Source organism: Mycobacterium yunnanensis, from assembly GCF_025823185.1.
GTDB lineage: Bacteria > Actinomycetota > Actinomycetes > Mycobacteriales > Mycobacteriaceae > Mycobacterium > Mycobacterium yunnanensis.
The window spans coordinates 220,566-236,570 of sequence record NZ_JACKVK010000003.1 but is presented as its reverse complement, the minus strand read 5'-3'; the positions used below and the strand labels follow the sequence as shown (position 1 = coordinate 236,570).

Genomic DNA, 16,005 nt, shown 5'->3' with positions numbered 1-16,005 from the left:
CGTGAGAGCGGACATGCTGGCTGACCTGATCTCCGAACTACCCGACGGCACCGTCGTCGTCGACCCGGACATCCTCGCGTCCTACCGGCAGGACCGCGCGGCCGATCCCGACGCGGGCACGGCGCTGGCCGTCGTCCGGCCGCGCACCACCGAGGAGGTGCAGGCCGTGATGCGGTGGGCCACGGCCTACCGGGTGGCGGTGGTACCCAGGGGCGCGGGTACCGGCCTGTCCGGCGGCGCAACGGCCCTCGACGGCGGCATCGTGCTGTCGACCGAACGGATGCGCGACATCACCGTCGACCCGGTGACACGCACGGCCGTGACCCAACCCGGACTGTTCAACGCCGAGGTCAAGAAGGCCGTCGCCGAGTACGGGCTGTGGTACCCGCCGGATCCGTCGTCCTACGAGATCTGCAGCATCGGTGGCAACATCGCCACCAACGCCGGCGGACTGTGTTGCGTGAAGTACGGCGTGACGACCGATTACGTACTCGGCCTCCAGGTCGTCCTCGCCGACGGCACCGCCGTGCGCCTCGGCGGGCCACGACTCAAGGACGTGGCCGGCCTGAGCCTGACCAAGCTCTTCGTGGGCAGCGAGGGCACCCTCGGGATCGTCACCGAGGTGACGCTCAAGCTGCTGCCGACCCAGCATCGGGGCTGCACCGTCGTCGCCTCCTTCGACGACGTCGCCGCGGCCGCCGACGCCGTCGTGACGATCACCGGCAAGATCCGTCCGTCGATGCTCGAGTTCATGGACTCGGTCGCCATCAACGCCGTCGAGGACAAGCTGAAGATGGGGCTGGACCGCACCGCCGCCGCCATGATGGTCGCGGCGTCCGACGATCGCGGTCCCGCCGGGTCGCAAGACGCGGAGTTCATGGCGAAGGTCTTCACCGAAGCCGGTGCGACGGAGGTCTATTCGACCTCCGATCCCGACGAGGGTGAAGCCTTCGTGGCGGCGCGGCGCTTCGCGATCCCGGCGGTGGAGGCCAAGGGGTCACTCCTGCTGGAGGACGTCGGCGTGCCGCTGCCGGCGCTGGCCGACCTGGTCGCGGGCGTGGAGAAGCTCGCCGAGCAGCACCAGTTGATGATCTCGGTGATCGCGCACGCCGGGGACGGCAACACCCATCCGCTGATCGTGTTCGACCCGACGAACGCCGACGAGGCCGAGCGCGCGCAGACGGCCTTCGGCGAGATCATGGACCTCGCCGTCGGCTTGGGTGGCACCATCACCGGAGAGCACGGTGTCGGTCGGCTCAAGCGGCCCTGGCTGGCCGGGTATCTGGGCCCGGAGGCGATGGAGCTCAACCGTCGCATCAAGGCGGCGCTGGATCCCGACGGCATCCTCAACCCCGGCGCTGCGATCTAGTTCGCATCGCCGACCTCCAGCTGGCCCCAAGGGCAACTCTGACCCCGGAACCGTCACGCCCTGGGGTCCACACGGCGACGACTGGAACTGCGGGACTTCGCTGAGCACCTCAACGGTGGAGGTTGCGGCACCTGGCCGCATGATTTGCGGTCGAAATTATTTGGCGAATTCAACGATCTTGTAAAGCCCCGGAGCGAGAATTTGCCGAGCCGCCAATAAGCCATCCCGGGCACGCCATGGCAAACAAAATTTCCTGCATAGCTAACTTCTTTAGCATGCCGAACGAATTGATCGTGACTTTGCTACATCTGCAGAGTCGTGTCGTAAACACGGGCCAGACGGTGTAATTGAAACGATATAACCGCATGTCACAGGCAATTTACATGGTCTGTATGTGATTAGGGTCTCGCTTGCCCGGGAACCACAACTGCGTGAACCGCCAACGTTCCGAGACGGATATGTAGACACCACCCACCAAGGAGCAAGTCATGTGGCAAAGCAACACGCAGGGCGACCAGCCGGCATTCGCGAAGTATCTGGTGGTCGGCATGGCGACGGTAGCCGTGTCTGCCTTCGGCGCAGCCGCGATGACACCCGGTTTGCGCACGGTGTCGACGGACGTTGCCGAGACGGCCGCGATCGACCCGTCCAACACGACCGTTGGCATCGCTGACTCGGACATCTACTTCGAATCGCACGCCCAGATCGACGCAGCGCTCGACGAGATGCAGGCCATGGGCGTGAACACCGTCCGAATTGGCATTCCCTGGGCCGGCGTCAATCCGATCCCCGGTTACTACGACTGGTCGCAGTCCGACTACCTGATCAACGCGGCCGATCAGCGGGGTATGGGCATCCTCGCGGTCATCACCACGACCCCCGGCTACCAGCAGAACGGCTCCGGGGTCTACAGCGCGCCGAACGATCCGGCAGCATTCGGGCAATTCGCCGGTCTCGCCGCCCAGCGCTACGCCGGAAAAGTAGGCGCGTATGAGATCTGGAACGAGCCCAATGCGGCGCCCTTCTACGGACCGGCACCCGATCCGGCCGGTTATACGGAGCTCCTGAAGGCGGCGTATCCCACGATCAAGGCGGCCGACCCGAACGCGACGGTGATCGGCGGCGTGGTCGGCTCCACCGTCACCTACCAGAACCTGACCCTCGATCCGGTGACGTTCGTCGACCAGATGTATCAGGCGGGTGCGCAGGGCTACTTCGACGCGCTGTCGTTTCACCCGTACCAGTACACGATGCCCTTCTCGCAAGGTGGCGCGTACCCCACCTCTCCGATCAACCAGCTCGACGACATCCACGACCTGATGGTGGCCAATGGCGATGGGGGCAAGCTGATTTGGGCCAGCGAGTACGGCGAACCCACATCGGTTGCCAGTGAAGCTCAGCAGGCGGACTACCTGCGGGACATGCTGACCACGTGGCGCACGATCGGCTACACCGGCCCGGCGTTCGTGTACACCCTGCAGGACACCGACAGCAGCAGCACCGACCCGGAGGCCACGTTTGGCCTCATCCGCAGTGACGGCACCTGGAAGCCGGCGGCCTACGTCATCCAGGAATTGGCACAATCACAGACCACCACGCCGGAGCTGGCCCGGATGGCCCTTGCGCTGCCGCAAGCGGACACAGCCGCTCCCGCGGATCTCGCAGCGCTGCAGGCGATCGCCGGCCCCACTGACACGACCACGGATCCGCAACTGGCGTCGGCCACCACTCAGATGGCCGCGACTGCACCCACGGCAACGGTCACCGATCCGGCCGCGCCAGCAGTGGTTCAGCCGGCCGTGGCGTCGCCCGTCATCGCACAGCCCGTCCTCGCGACGCCTGTCCTCGCAACGCCCACGCTGGCCGAGCCGACGGTGGTGACACCGACGACGACGCAGGCCACACCGGTGACGCAGCCGGCGACGGTGGTGACGCAGCCCGCTGCGGTGGCGCCGCAACCCGCGACGGTGGCGACGCAGCCCACTCCTGCTGTGACGCAGCCAGTCTCGACGTCACCCACCTTGGCGGCGCCGACCCTCGTCACCCCGACTGTCGTCCAGCCGACCGTCGCCGAGCCGACCATCGCGGTGGCCCCGACTGAGCCCACGTCGATCCCGTCCCCGACACTCTCCCCCTCGACGGTCACGGCCCCGTCGCCATCGAAATCCACCACCAGCGGCACCACCACGGGCACGGCCAGCGGCACGACCACCGGCACCACCACTGGCACGACGAGCGGCGCGACCGCCGGATCCACCGGTACGACGAGTGGTTCCGCGTCGACCGGCGGTTCGACCAAGACCAGGACGACTGCCGATCAGCCCAAGAAGGCGCGCACCCGGTAAGCAATCAGGACGTCAGGAGCTCGAGCTCCCTTCCTATCGGAGGGGGGAGAAGGCAGTGGGGTCCAGCAGGGTGGTCTGCACGTCGAGGATGTCGGTGATGTCGAAACCGTCCATGTCGGCGGCGAATTGCGGGCTGGCCATCACACGTTGGGTGACCTCATCGGGGTCGGCGCCAGCCTGGTAACTGATCAGCGCGATCAGCCGGTGGGCGTCGAGGCCGTATTCGGTCCACACCCCGTGGGTGGTGACGCCGAAGGCAGCGAAGGTTGGCAGATGACGGGCCCAGTGCAGTTCGGCGTAGCGCCGCAATGCCTCGGGTGACCGCAGGGTGTAGATCCGTAGCTGAAACATGATGCTCCTTCGACCGTGTCGTGCTGGCTGGGTGGAAGCGGGCGGGCGGATCACATCATCAAGACCGCGGCGGAGGCGGCTACCGCAAGTCCTTGCAGAAGTGCACGGACGTCGATGACCGAATCCCACTTGCGTTGCAGCGCACGCCCATTGGGCAACTGTCGGCCATCCTTGGCCGCGGCGGTCAGCTGCTTGTTGATGGGGGCGCTCACACGCGCGTAGATCAGCAGCCAGCTCAGCAGCGCAGCAAGGGCGACCCCGGCCGCCACGGCCTGCCAGTCATGGCCGGCCCACGTCGCGGCGGCGACGCTCACCGCGGCGGCGACGATGCCGAGCACCCCGGGTATCGGCATCCGCCGATCGCCAAAGAAATGGATCTGGCCGGTCACCGCCACCAGAGTCTGATCGTCGACGCGGGCCAGAGCGGGGCGCAACACCATCGCGCAGAACACGTCGGTGCCGTAGACCACGCCGGTCGCGAGCACCGTGGCCAAGGCTGCAGCGTGGATGAGTCGTTCGCTGTCCATGGTGAATTCCTTCCCGAGGATTTAGTGCGTTAGCGAAGCTAACCCTGAGTGTAAGCGAAAAGTTAGCAGCGCTATTCCCGGTCGGGGCGACGACGTCGGATGACCACCGAATACCGCGCGGGGCCCCCGCCGACAACCTTCAGGCGGAGTGGCGCATCACTTCGTCGCCGGCAGACGATCGGTCAGGCCACGGGCTGGAGCGCAGCTTGTTTCGGCAGTCGCTTCTTCAGGCGGGCGGTCTTGCGCATCTGGATGATGAGGTTGGTGGCGGTGAACATGGGGATGAATCCGAGGAATGTGCGCTCGGAGGCCTGATGGCCGTGCAGGTATTCCAAGCTGCCGAGGACGTAGAAGATGCCCATCGTCATGAACGCGAGGGGGACGGTGTATGCCAGGGGGGATCGGCGGATGTCGATGATTCGCCTGGCGAGGTTCACTTCGTCGTCGGTCATGGGCTCGTTCTTGCGCAGCTTCCGCAGCGCCTTCTGATAGCTGTTGAGTTCTTCCGCACCCGGGAGGGCCCGAAGAGCCAAGAGCCGTCGGACGTAGACGAACGCGAGGCTCGCCAAGACGACTTCGACGCCGAGTGCGACGAACATCAGCAGGCCCCACAAGCCGAGGCCGGTCGTGTGCGTACTGGTGTCGATGCTCATCGCGTCACTCCGTGGAAGTCGGTGGGTTCGGTGAGGCGGCGAGGGCGCGTGCGCACCAAGGTGGGCCACCAGAACCACGGCCCGAGGAGCCTGATGAGCGCCGGCACGAAGAACGTGCGCACGATCAAGGTGTCCAAGAGCAGGCCGATGCAGACCGTCGACCCAACTTGGGCAATGGTCTTCAAATCGCTGGCGAGCATCGCCAGCATCGTGAACGCGAACACCAGGCCCGCCGAGGTCACCACGCCGCCGGTGCTTCCGAGCGCGCGGATCAGCCCGGTGTGCAGTCCGGTGGTCTGAACTCCCTCGCCGATCTCCTCCTTCACTCGGGCGATCAGCAGCAGGTTGTAGTCCGAGCCCACCGCCACCAGGATGACGAAGGTGATCGGCAGGACCAGCCAGTGTAGGTGTAGTCCGATGAGGTGCTGCCACAACAGGATTGACAGTCCAAACGCCCCGGCGAAGGAGAAGGCGACGGTGCCGGGGATGACGAGGGCGGCCATCAGGCTTCGCGTCAGGATCAACATGATCAGGAAGATCAACACGAACGCCGCGATGGCCACGATGGTCAGGTCCGATTCGGCGTACTGCTTGATGTCCTTGTTCTGCGACGCTGCGCCACCGATGTAGATCTTCGACCCCGCCAGTGAGGTCTCCTTCAGCGCGGCCCGTATCGCGTCGGGGAACTGGTTGACGTGATCGATGCCCTCGGGTGCCATGGCGTTGCCCTCGTGGGTGACGACGAACCGCGCCGCCTTGCCGTCCGGGGACATGTTCAGCCTCAGGTCGGTCTTGACGTCGTCGTTGTCGAAACCTTCTCTTGGCATGTAGAAGTAGTCGTCGCTGCGGGATCTGTCGAAGTCGTTGCCCACGTTGACCTGGTCGAAGTAGGTCTGGTCGGTTTGCGTGGACTGCAGATGCGCTGGGCCGTAATTGTTCACGATGACGGTCTGCAGCGCCTGGGCCTCGTCGCGGGTGACCTTGAGCTGGGCCACCATTTGGGGCATCAGCGCGTCGACGGCCTGCAGGTCGGTCACCGTGTTGTGGATCTGTTCGTCGAGCGCGTCGATGCCGTCGAGCGAGTCGAACAGGGACCTCATCGCAAAGCACACAGGGATGTCGTAACAATGCGGCTCGAAGTAGAAGTACGCCTTGAGGGGTCGGAAGGTGTCGTCGACGTTCGAGATGTCCTCGTTGACCTCGTCGGTGACGGCCGCCAGGTTCTCCGCGGTGAGCGTGGTGGCATGCAGATCGTCGGCCAGCTGCTGGGTCAAGGCGATGGTCTTGCCGAGGGTGTCCACGGTTTGGGCCTGAATGTCGGCCTGCTGATTGGTGTTGTCGTTGGCGTGTTCGTTGAACGGCAACTGTTGACCGGCCGCGCCGCCTTGGACGGTGAACAGGTAGGGCACGTTGGCATGGTCGAGTGGTCGGCCCAGTGGTCGCGTGACGCTCTGCACCATGGCCACTCCGGGAAGGCGGACCAACTCCTTGGCCACTCGATCCAGGGAGATGAAGTCCGCGGAGTTGCGCATGTCGTGGTCGGATTCGACCATCAGCATCTCGGTGAACAGCTTGCTCGGCGAGAAGTGCCGATCCGCGGCGGCGAAGCCCTCGTTGGCTGCACCCGTCGGCGGCTGGTAGGCCCGGTCGTCGTAGCTCACGCTGTACGTGGGTACGAAGATCGCCCCGATCAGGACGACCGCCATGCTCGCGACGAGGATCGGCCCCGGCCAACGCACGACGCTGGCCCCGATCCGCCGGTACAGCCGGCCGCGGTGGGCGGTCTTCGGATCGAATAGCCCGAACAGCGAGCCCAGGGTCAACAGCGCCGGAGCCAAGGTCAGCGCCGCGGCGATGGTGAACAGCATGCTGATCGCGACCGCCGGGCCCATGGTGTGGAAGTAGTCCAGCCGTGCGAACGTCAGACAGAAGCACGACCCGGCGATGGTCAACCCGGACCCGATGATGATCGGTGACACCGCGCGATACGCGGTGTAGTAGGCCTCTTCTCGGCTCTCCCCCAACCGTCGCGCCTCGTGATAGCGACCCATCAGGAAGATGCCGTAGTCGGTGCCGGCGCCCAGGGTCAACGACACCACGATGTTCACCGCGAACGACGACATGGGGATGAACCCGTAATGCCCGAGGGTCGAGACGAGGCCCTTGGCGATGAGGATCTCGAACAGCACGCTGTACATGGGTACCGCGACGTTGGCCAGCGAGCGGTACACCAGAAGCAGCATCACCAGGATCAGGACGATCGTGACGATGGTGATGTTGTTGAGACTGTCGTTGGCGATGGACAGGGTGTCCGAGGCCATCGGGGCCGACCCGCTGACGAAGACCTTGAGGCCTGGCGGCGGAGGGTCGTTGGCGATGATGTCGCGCACCGACTTCACCGACTCGTTGGCCTGAATCTGGCCGACGTTGCCCGCCAATCGCAGCAACAGATACGTCGACTTGCCGTCGATGCTCTGCGCACCGGCGGCGGTCACCGGGCTGCCCCACAGGTCCATCGCGTACTGCACGTGCGCCTTGTCGTCGTTCAACCGCACGACCAGGTCGTCGTAATACCTGTGTTCGGCCTCGCCGAGGGGATGGTCGGCTTCCAGCACCACCATCGTCAGGCTGGTCGAGTTCGATTCCTTGAACTTCTCACCGATGTGCAACAGCGCGGCCTGCGACGGCGCGTAGGTGGGTACTTCGGGGCCGGCGAGTTCGGTGGCGACGTCCTCGACCTTGGGCACGAAGGTGTTCGTCGTGATTGCGAACAACGCCCAGAAGATGATGATCGGAATCGCCAGCAGGCGAACCATTCTGGGGATGAACGGCCGCTTGGCCTGATGCGCGCTCACGCGGACTTGACCCGGCAGGTCACGTCGGCGTCTTGCCGGGTGGTGGTCTGCTCGTCGCGGACGACGTCGTCGACCAAGATTCGGCACCCGACCTGGCCGCCGTGAACTTGGGCGGAGACGCTACCCGACACCACGCTGAGGTTGGTGGTCTCCACGTGGGACCACGGAAGCTCGGTGAGGTCCACGGTGTGGGGGTAACCGTCGACGTCGATGTAGGACAAGATGCCGCCGCTGCCGACGTCACCGGACAACTCGTAGGTCATCCGCTTGGGCGTGAATTCCTCCGGCGCCTGCGGCGGGTTGACGGCCAGTACCGGGCCGGGTGCTGAAGCCTGATGCGCCTTGTACATGCCCAGGCCCCCGACGGTGAGCGCCACGACGACCACCAGGGGCAGCCAAGTCCTTGCCAGTACCGCCCTGGCGGTCGGTCGTTGACTCATTGACTGACTCCTCGGGTTCGCTGCCAGGGCCTGGTACCGGGGCACTCGACGCGATGCTCGATCCGAACCGTTTGCCAGATTTTTATATCCCATACACGATAGATAGTTCAACCGCTAAGCCAATCGACGGCCGTTTCACAGCAGATCTCAAGGTTCAAAACGTAGTGCCCATCCACGAAATCGGTTGACCGGTAGCGCATGACGTCGCCAAGCCGAAGGAGGCGGAGAACGGTTCTGCGTCTCCGTTTATTCCCTAACCATCACGTGACTGATATAAATCAGTCATGGAACAACCGGTCGACTGCAGCGTCGAGTCCATCGCCGAGATGATCGAGCTGAGCACCGACCTGATGTGGCGATACCTGATCGACCGCGGAGAGCTCAGTGCGAGCGCCGCGCTCGTGGTCAACCGGCTGTACCGAGAAGGCCCGATGCGGTTGACCGCCCTCGCCGAGGCCGAGGGAGCCAGCCAGTCCGGTATGACGCAGCTCGTGCAACGACTCGAGCGCCAGGGACTGTTGGAGAAGCGAAGCGACCCCGATGACGGTCGTGCGTCGTTGGTGGTGCTCGGTGCAGCGGGAAGGCAGAACTGGAGCAGCAGGGCCACGGTGCGTCGGCAGCGAATCGCAGCGCTGTTACCCGAAGTGTCGCACGACGACGAGGTCGCACTGTGGCTTGCCGCCCAGGTAGTCAATCGCGTTCTCGGCCAGCTGCGCGAAAGCGCCGGGGCTCGCGACTGGCCCCCCGTCGACGGGTCGGAGTAAAGGGCCTCTCACGGTCGCCGAAAGTCCAACTCCTCCAAGGTCTCACGGCGGTTGACGACGGGCTCCGTCCGGAGCAACGTCCACCGCTTCGGTCAAGAACCGCCCTGCAGAGCGCCCACCAGCACGTCGGCAGCGAGGAGGCCGAGATCGTTGGCCGCCAACGGGCTGTCGCCGGTGAGCAACCTGCGGTCCTGGTGCACCCGACCGGTCATGTCGTCGTTGAGAACTGTCACGCCCTGGGCTTCGAGCGCCTCGGCCAGCAGCCACTGCAAGTGGCCGGGGAGATAACCCATGTCGACGTTTGCGCCCTTGTCGAGAGCGTCTGGGAACACGCAGATCGAGTAACCCCTGAACGGGGACTGCCGACCGTTCTGCCCGACCGACAGCAATGCGGCCGGGCCGTGGCACAGGGTGATGATGAACTTGTCGTTGGCCATCGCCCAATCCAAGGTCTGGGCCACCGCCTCGGCCACTGGCAGCCCGACGAGCGCGCCGTGGCCGCCGGGAACGAACACCGCCAGATAGTCCGAATCTGGGCCGAGGTCCTCGGCGACGACGTCGGCGAGCTTCTTGGGCTGCTTGAGTTTGGACTTCAAGGCGGCGTAGGTCTCGAGCACGGCCTGGTCCTCACCCGGCAGCGCCCATAGCTCGAATTTGGCCGGATAACCGGCGATCGTCGCGACGTCGACGTCGAAACCCGCCTGCATCAGGTGGTGCAGCGGCAGCAGCGTCTCGACTGGATGGTTGCCGGTGGAGAACATCTTCCCGTTCTGGCACAGCACATATCGTTCCTCGGTGGCGATTGCCAGGATCTTCCACCGACCCTCGGTGTAGGCGCCCTGATGCTTCACCCCGGCGAAGTCGGTCTTGGGCTTGGTGTATTGGGTCAGCGAATACGGGGAGGGGAAGTACGCGTTGTCCTCGGCCTCGTCCGGACGGGGGTCTCGGCTCAAGTCGTCGGTGGTCGTGCTCATCGGTGATCCCCTGTCGATCGGCTGCCATGGCGACCGTGGATACATGCCGTCGAACACGAGTATGAACCGACCTGCGCGGTACGTGTGGCTCTTCACCCCGGGCCCATCGGGAACGTGGGGACTGCGAGGCCGCGGTGGGGGCGTTGGGGAGCCCGCTCCCCCTACGAATCTTCGTGACGGCGACGTTCGGAGTCGACGACCTCGCGTTCGTGTTGGGTTCGCTGCTCGAGTTCGTCCTCGCTGAGGTGCTTGGGCTCCTTGGCATGCTCGCGGCGATCGGGATGCGCCTGCTCGGTGGGCACCATTACCTCGTTCAGGTCAGTTGCGTCGTCTGAAGTCATCCGGAGCCCATACCCACTCCCCCGTCCCGCAATCCCCGCCGCCGAGGCACGGCACGTCTAGCGGATGCCATGCCGGGTAGATGATGGACATCGGGGGTCGACGCCCCCGGAGGTACCAACGCTCGTGGCGGAAGGGCAAGCATGGACGTACTGTCTGGTGTCCGCGCGCCGTTGCGCGGAACGGTGCAGGTCGTCCCGAAGATGCTCGACGCCGGCAACACCGCACTGACACGGGATCGTGCCCGGCTCGGCGGGGACAGCCTTCTGGCTACCGTGTTGACCGCTTTGGGCGACACGTATGGCGACGACGTCGCGGTCGACGACGAGAGCGACGCCGGCGACATGACGTCTGCGGCGATTACTCGCGGCCTGTTGGCTGGGACGGGACGCTTCACTCGCACGGAGGTGCTCGACGCCGCGGGCATCCCCTTGGACGTGGGTCGCCGGTTGTGGCGGGCATTGGGATTCGCGGAGGTCGCCGATGATCAGCGCGTGTTCACCAGCGCCGACGCGGCCGCCTTGAGCGACGTCAGCGGAATGATCACCGCTGGCATCGTCGACGCCGACGGGGCGGTCGCCATGGCCCGCCCATTCGGCCAACTGCTCTCACGACTGGCGGCGGCTCACACCAGCTTCATCTCCGAGGTGATGGGCAAGCGCCTCGGCGAGGATTACTCCGCCACGGAACCCCCGTCGCCCGAACAGCTCTCAGCTCAAGCCGTGCAAATCACCCACGAGTTGCTTCCCGTGCTCGAGCGAACCACGCTCTACGTATGGCGGCGCCACATGGCTACCGCGGCCGGCCGGGCGGTGCTGTTGCCTTCTGCCGAGGAGATCGTCAACGGTGAGGACAGCCGGCCGATGGCAGTGGGTTTCGTCGACCTCTCGGGCTTCACACAACTGTCCCGAACCCTGTCGGTCGCCGAATTGTCCACCCTCCTCAGTGAATTCGAGGCGCAGGTCTCCGATACCGTCGTAAGTCACCACGGGCGCGTGATCAAGAACGTGGGCGACGAGGTCATGTTCATCAGCGACGACCCAGCCGCGGCGGCGGCAATCGCGATGGAGCTGGTGGAGCACATCGGCGCCGACGAACGGTTACCTGCGGCGCATGCCGGGCTAGCCTACGGCCCGGTACTGCAGCGCAACGGCGACGTCTTCGGCCCGGTCGTCAACATTGCCGCACGGATCACCAGCCTGGCGCGACGCGGGACGGTGCGCGTCGACGAGTCGATGACCGAGAGCCTCTCCAGCGCAATGCAATTCCAGGTGTCGCGACGAGCGCCGCGCCGGGTCACCGGCTACCCGCAGCTGCGCAGCTACCGCCTGCGGCGACGCACTTCACCCGCGGCGCGACGATAGAGCTCGTAGTCGCCCACCACCTCGCCACGCCGGATGGCCTTCGCAGCGCCGTCAGTCAAACCTTGGCCCCGATGAAGTCGACGCCTCGATCAGACGTTGCGTCAACGCAATGACTTCGTCCCTCAAGTCTGGTGGGGATTCGACGACGAACGGACGGTCGATGGCCGCCAGTCTGCCCGCGACCCATTCGAGGCGTTCAGCGTGCAGGGACACCCGGTGCCATCCGTCGCCGTCTTCGGCGGCGGGCAGTGGCGTGATCGAGGCAACCGTCTCGGGGATGAGGGTTCGCACGTGCGCGGCGTCGGCGCGGATGCGCACCGACACGGCATGTCGGTCCGGTGCCGCGGATAGCGGACCGAGGACCTGGTTTCGTGGGTCGGCGTCGGCTGGCCGCGTGAAAGTGCCTTCGAGCAGCCGCAGATCAGTCATTCGGTCGAGACGGAACGTGCGCGCCGACTGACGCATCACGTCGAACCCGGTGAGGTAGAGCAGGCCTCGGTGGGCGACCACACCATGCGGCTCGACCGTGCGTTCCTGATTTCGGCCTTGCCGTGTGGTGTATTCGAAGGCCACCGGACGCCGGCCTCGCACCGCCTTGGTCAGCTCGAGCAGCATGCGCACCGCGGAGCCGTCGTCACGGCGGCTCGTGTCGCGGGCATCCTCACCTGAGGATGGGAGGAAGTCGACGGTGTCCACCACGGTGTCGATCCGCGTACTCAGCGCTGTGGGCAGCACACGCCGCACCTTGGCCGTAGCCGTCTCCACCGCCAGCGGGGATGCCGGCCCGGTCCCCGAGGGGCCCGTGAGCAGCAGCCCCCAGATGACCGCGAGTGCCTCTTCGTCGCTCAACATCAGCGGGGGCATGCGCGAGTGGCGAGCCAATCGGTAGCCCCCGTAGCGGCCGCGTACGGATTCCACCGGAATGCCGAGCTCGCGAAGGTGTTCGACGTAGCGGCGCACGGTGCGCTCGTCCACGGTCAGACGACGCGCGAGGTCGGCCACGGTGCGCGTCCCACCTCCCTGCAGTAAGGCCAGAAGCGTCAACACTTGCGCGGTCGGACGTGCCACCTCACGAACCTAGACCGTCATACCGGGCGGATATCGCCCGGTATCACGGTTAACGTCTCCGCCATGACGACCAACACCATTCGCCTTGCCTCCGTACGCGTGATCACCCGCAACGTCCCACGCGCGGTGGCCTTCTACGAGGTGCTCACCGGGGCGACACCGAATTACCTGACCGAGGACTTCGCAGAGCTGGTGACGCCATCGGCGACACTCGCCGTCAGCGATGCCAGCCGGGTCCCGCTCATCGCCGGCGACACCCCAACCCCGGCGGCCAACGGCTCCATCGTCGAATTCTGGGTCGACGACGCCGAGGCCCTGTTCGAGACTCTGAAGAGTACGTATGGCGACGAGCTCGACGTCGTACAACCTCCGACCATGATGCCGTGGGGCAACCTGTCGGTTTTGATTCGCGACCCCGACGGCGTACTCGTCAACCTCTACACGCCCGTCACAGCCGATGCGCGGCGGCTACAGCAGAACCGCACCCCACGGTAGCCGCCGTGGGCCCGACGGGTCGACGTTCGGACGCCCCGTTCGTCACCAGAGTGCACATCGACGATCCCGACGACTAGTGGTTCGGAGCGCGGGTACGACCGTGCTCGAGGCGGCGACGCCGACGATCAGAGGTGGGAACACGATGACGAACACTCACACGGGCCATCATCACCTGGTAGCTCAGCCCCATACCGACGCCGAAGGGCCGATCGCCGACGCCGAGGTACGTGCTGCCCAGATGCGTTCCGAGGATCGACCACTCGGCCCTTCTGGCCCGCGGGCTGATTGGCGGTCACCGTTCTTCATCGGTCTGACCGGCGCAGCCGGTGTGGCCGTGACCTATGCGGCTGTGCGTGCCTTGATGTCGGTCTCGTCGATGTTGTTGCTCATCAGTGCCGCGTTGTTCATCGCGCTCGGCTTGGAGCCTGCCGTCTCCTGGCTGGTCCGCCGGCGCGCGCCTCGGTGGGCAGCGGTGACCGTCGTGCTAATCGCTTTGTTCGCGTTGGTGGTTGGGGCCATCGCCGCGGTCATCACACCGCTTCTCCAGCAGGCACGGCAATTCGTCGACCGGGCTCCGCAGTACGTCCAGTCGATACAGAATCATTCATCGTGGATCGGCAGCCTCAACGATCGGTTTGGCCTGCAGCAACGCGTCACCGACGCCGTTCACGGATCGGGGGGTTCGGCTGTCGGTGAAGTGGTCAAGGCGGGAAGCACCGTCGTCGGCGGAATCGCCGACATCTTCATCCTCGCCGTGTTGACGGTGTACTTCCTGATCTCCGTCCCGCGCATCCGTGCGACTGCGTACCGCCTCGCGCCCAACTCCCGCCGCCCGCGCGTCATCTTGATCGGTGACCAGATATGCGCGAAGGTCGGCGCCTATCTCCTTGGCAACGTGGTCATTTCGGTGATCACCGGGCTTGCCACCTTCGTCTGGCTCGTCGCCTTCGGGATCCCGTACCCGGTGCTCCTCTCCATCTTCGTGGCGCTTCTCGACCTCGTGCCGTTCGGGTCCACCGTGGCGGGGTTCATCGTCGCAGCGGTGGCGCTGACGGTGTCGTTTCCACTGGCGCTGGCCACGGTCGCGTTCTACGTGGTGCTGCGGGTGATCGAGGACTATCTACTGGTTCCCAAGATCGTCGGTCGTGCCGTCGACGTCCCCGCCGTCACCACGGTGGTGGCGGTACTGATCGGCGGGGGACTTCTCGGAATCGTGGGCGCGCTGGTCGCGATACCGGTGGCGGCCGCAATTCAGCTGATCGTGCGCGAGGTGCTGTTCCCGCGGTTGGACGAGCTGTGACTACCCGTGTCCAGCCGAGAAGGGGTCGGACGCGCCAGGTGTACCACTCTGACACTGCTTGCGTCGCTCCGTTTCCCGCCTGCCGTAAGCCGCCTGCCGGACGTCTTCCTCGGTCTCGAATCCCGTTCCCAACGCTCCCACCACGGAGGCGCCCACAGTGGCCATCCAGCTCAGCTTGAGGTACTCGACCACCCCGGGCGGCGATCCAAAGTGCTTGGCCAGCACGTTGTCCGACAGGACGAGATGTGACGCCACAAAGGTCACGACCAACAAGCCCAGGAAGGCGACGCTCAAGCCGATGGCAAACGTGATCACGGTGGATGCGTTGAACAAGAAGAGCTGCTGACGGTTCCCGACGTCCTTCGACACCCACAGGTGGTGATAGAAGATCAGCCACACCACCATCGCGGCGACGACACACAGCGAGATGCCCAGCAGGTCGTACCACGTGTGGTCGATCCCGAGATCCCACACCGTCGGATTGATCAGCAGCAGCAGCCCGAACGCCAGGGCCGCGACGACACCTCGCCGCAAGCCGCGCCACAGCCGCCATGGCCGGTTCACTCGAACCATGCCCGCCAATTGACGCCACAGTCCCCGAGTGGCTACCACCTGGGCGTCGATGCCGTCGTCATTCGGTACGACCAGTCGGAACGGCCCGGGAAGCCTGCGGCCGGTCAAGGAGGGAGTCGCCAGGTCGGTCGGCCTGGAATCACGCACTGGCGGCAGCAGTTCTTGCAGGATGTGCACCATCACCTCGGTGACCCGGCTGCGCAATCGAGGAGCGCCGAAGGCCGGCAGCGACAACACCGCGACGCCGCTGGCAAGGCTCACGTCGGCCACCAAGGGCTCGTCGTCTTCGCCGCACAACGGCAGGTCCGTGACGCACACCGCGGCGTCCCAGCCACGTCGGCTCTTCATCCGCCCCGCGTGATCGATCAACGAACGATGATTTCCCTGCGGGTCGATCGGAAGCCGCTCTCGGTGCAGCCGCAGGTCGAACCCTGCCGAACCACCACACGCCTCGTCGAGCAGCGTCGGAAGCACTCGGCAGAGATGTCCGGCGATCTCTGCGGGCGCGGCCTCGGGATCGCAGATGACGGCGATCGTGTGAACGGATGACTCGTGACGTGTCTGGTTTCGTCCCACACCCTCGATCCT

Annotated in this window: 15 protein-coding genes; 7 read left to right on the top strand and 8 right to left on the bottom strand. The window is 65.4% G+C overall.

Going from position 1 to position 16,005, the window contains the following annotated elements; translation table 11 throughout:
- Position 1 precedes the first annotated feature (1 nt).
- Complete coding sequence (locus H7K45_RS04850; RefSeq protein ID WP_263994637.1) at positions 2–1,369, top strand: FAD-binding oxidoreductase; 1,368 nt, start codon at positions 2–4, stop codon at positions 1,367–1,369.
- A 488-nt stretch (positions 1,370–1,857) separates the two neighbouring features.
- Complete coding sequence (locus H7K45_RS04845) at positions 1,858–3,714, top strand: glycoside hydrolase family 5 protein (RefSeq protein ID WP_263994636.1); 1,857 nt, start codon at positions 1,858–1,860, stop codon at positions 3,712–3,714.
- A 33-nt stretch (positions 3,715–3,747) separates the two neighbouring features.
- Here H7K45_RS04845 and H7K45_RS04840 read toward each other — a convergent pair whose 3' ends face one another.
- From H7K45_RS04840 to H7K45_RS04820, 5 genes are all read right to left on the bottom strand, one after another.
- Positions 3,748–4,065, bottom strand: coding sequence for an NIPSNAP family protein (locus tag H7K45_RS04840; RefSeq protein WP_263994635.1), 318 nt, complete (start codon positions 4,063–4,065; stop codon positions 3,748–3,750).
- Positions 4,066–4,115: 50 nt separating this feature from the next.
- Positions 4,116–4,592 (bottom strand): DUF1772 domain-containing protein, encoded by a 477-nt coding sequence (locus tag H7K45_RS04835; RefSeq protein ID WP_263994634.1) that lies wholly within the window; start codon positions 4,590–4,592, stop codon positions 4,116–4,118.
- A gap of 182 nt (positions 4,593–4,774) precedes the next feature.
- Positions 4,775–5,245 carry a hypothetical protein gene (locus H7K45_RS04830; protein WP_263994633.1) on the bottom strand — a complete coding sequence of 157 codons (471 nt, stop codon included), beginning with the start codon at positions 5,243–5,245 and terminating at the stop codon, positions 4,775–4,777.
- Positions 5,242–8,061 (bottom strand): MMPL/RND family transporter, encoded by a 2,820-nt coding sequence (locus H7K45_RS04825; RefSeq protein WP_263994740.1) that lies wholly within the window; start codon positions 8,059–8,061, stop codon positions 5,242–5,244. Before H7K45_RS04825 ends, H7K45_RS04830 begins: the two co-directional genes overlap by 4 nt.
- A 35-nt stretch (positions 8,062–8,096) precedes the next feature.
- Entirely contained in the window at positions 8,097–8,540 is a 444-nt protein-coding gene (locus tag H7K45_RS04820) for an MmpS family transport accessory protein (RefSeq protein ID WP_263994632.1), read from the bottom strand.
- Positions 8,541–8,824: 284 nt separating this feature from the next.
- Between H7K45_RS04820 and H7K45_RS04815 the strand changes: the two genes are divergently transcribed.
- The gene (locus H7K45_RS04815; RefSeq protein ID WP_263994631.1) at positions 8,825–9,304 is read left to right on the top strand and encodes a MarR family winged helix-turn-helix transcriptional regulator; all 480 of its coding nucleotides are present in this window, start codon (positions 8,825–8,827) and stop codon (positions 9,302–9,304) included.
- 92 nt (positions 9,305–9,396) lie between these two features.
- Here the strand turns inward: H7K45_RS04815 and hchA are convergent, their stop codons facing one another.
- Entirely contained in the window at positions 9,397–10,278 is an 882-nt protein-coding gene (hchA, locus tag H7K45_RS04810) for a glyoxalase III HchA (RefSeq protein WP_263994630.1), read from the bottom strand.
- Positions 10,279–10,451: 173 nt separating this feature from the next.
- Here hchA and H7K45_RS04805 point away from each other — a divergent pair, with 173 nt between their 5' ends.
- Together H7K45_RS04805 and H7K45_RS04800 are read left to right on the top strand one after the other, a co-directional pair.
- Entirely contained in the window at positions 10,452–10,613 is a 162-nt protein-coding gene (locus H7K45_RS04805; protein ID WP_263994629.1) for a hypothetical protein, read from the top strand.
- A gap of 147 nt (positions 10,614–10,760) precedes the next feature.
- Complete coding sequence (locus H7K45_RS04800; RefSeq protein WP_263994628.1) at positions 10,761–11,981, top strand: adenylate/guanylate cyclase domain-containing protein; 1,221 nt, start codon at positions 10,761–10,763, stop codon at positions 11,979–11,981.
- 51 nt (positions 11,982–12,032) lie between these two features.
- Here H7K45_RS04800 and H7K45_RS04795 read toward each other — a convergent pair whose 3' ends face one another.
- Positions 12,033–13,049, bottom strand: coding sequence for a helix-turn-helix transcriptional regulator (locus tag H7K45_RS04795; RefSeq protein WP_263994627.1), 1,017 nt, complete (start codon positions 13,047–13,049; stop codon positions 12,033–12,035).
- A gap of 78 nt (positions 13,050–13,127) precedes the next feature.
- On the opposite strand from H7K45_RS04795, the gene H7K45_RS04790 reads away from it, so the two are divergent.
- Positions 13,128–13,544, top strand: coding sequence for a VOC family protein (locus tag H7K45_RS04790; protein WP_263994739.1), 417 nt, complete (start codon positions 13,128–13,130; stop codon positions 13,542–13,544).
- A gap of 142 nt (positions 13,545–13,686) precedes the next feature.
- Positions 13,687–14,844: an AI-2E family transporter gene (locus H7K45_RS04785; protein ID WP_263994626.1), complete on the top strand. Its 1,158-nt coding sequence runs from the start codon at positions 13,687–13,689 to the stop codon at positions 14,842–14,844.
- Here H7K45_RS04785 and H7K45_RS04780 read toward each other — a convergent pair whose 3' ends face one another.
- Complete coding sequence (locus H7K45_RS04780) at positions 14,845–15,993, bottom strand: hypothetical protein (RefSeq protein WP_263994625.1); 1,149 nt, start codon at positions 15,991–15,993, stop codon at positions 14,845–14,847.
- Positions 15,994–16,005 lie beyond the last annotated feature (12 nt).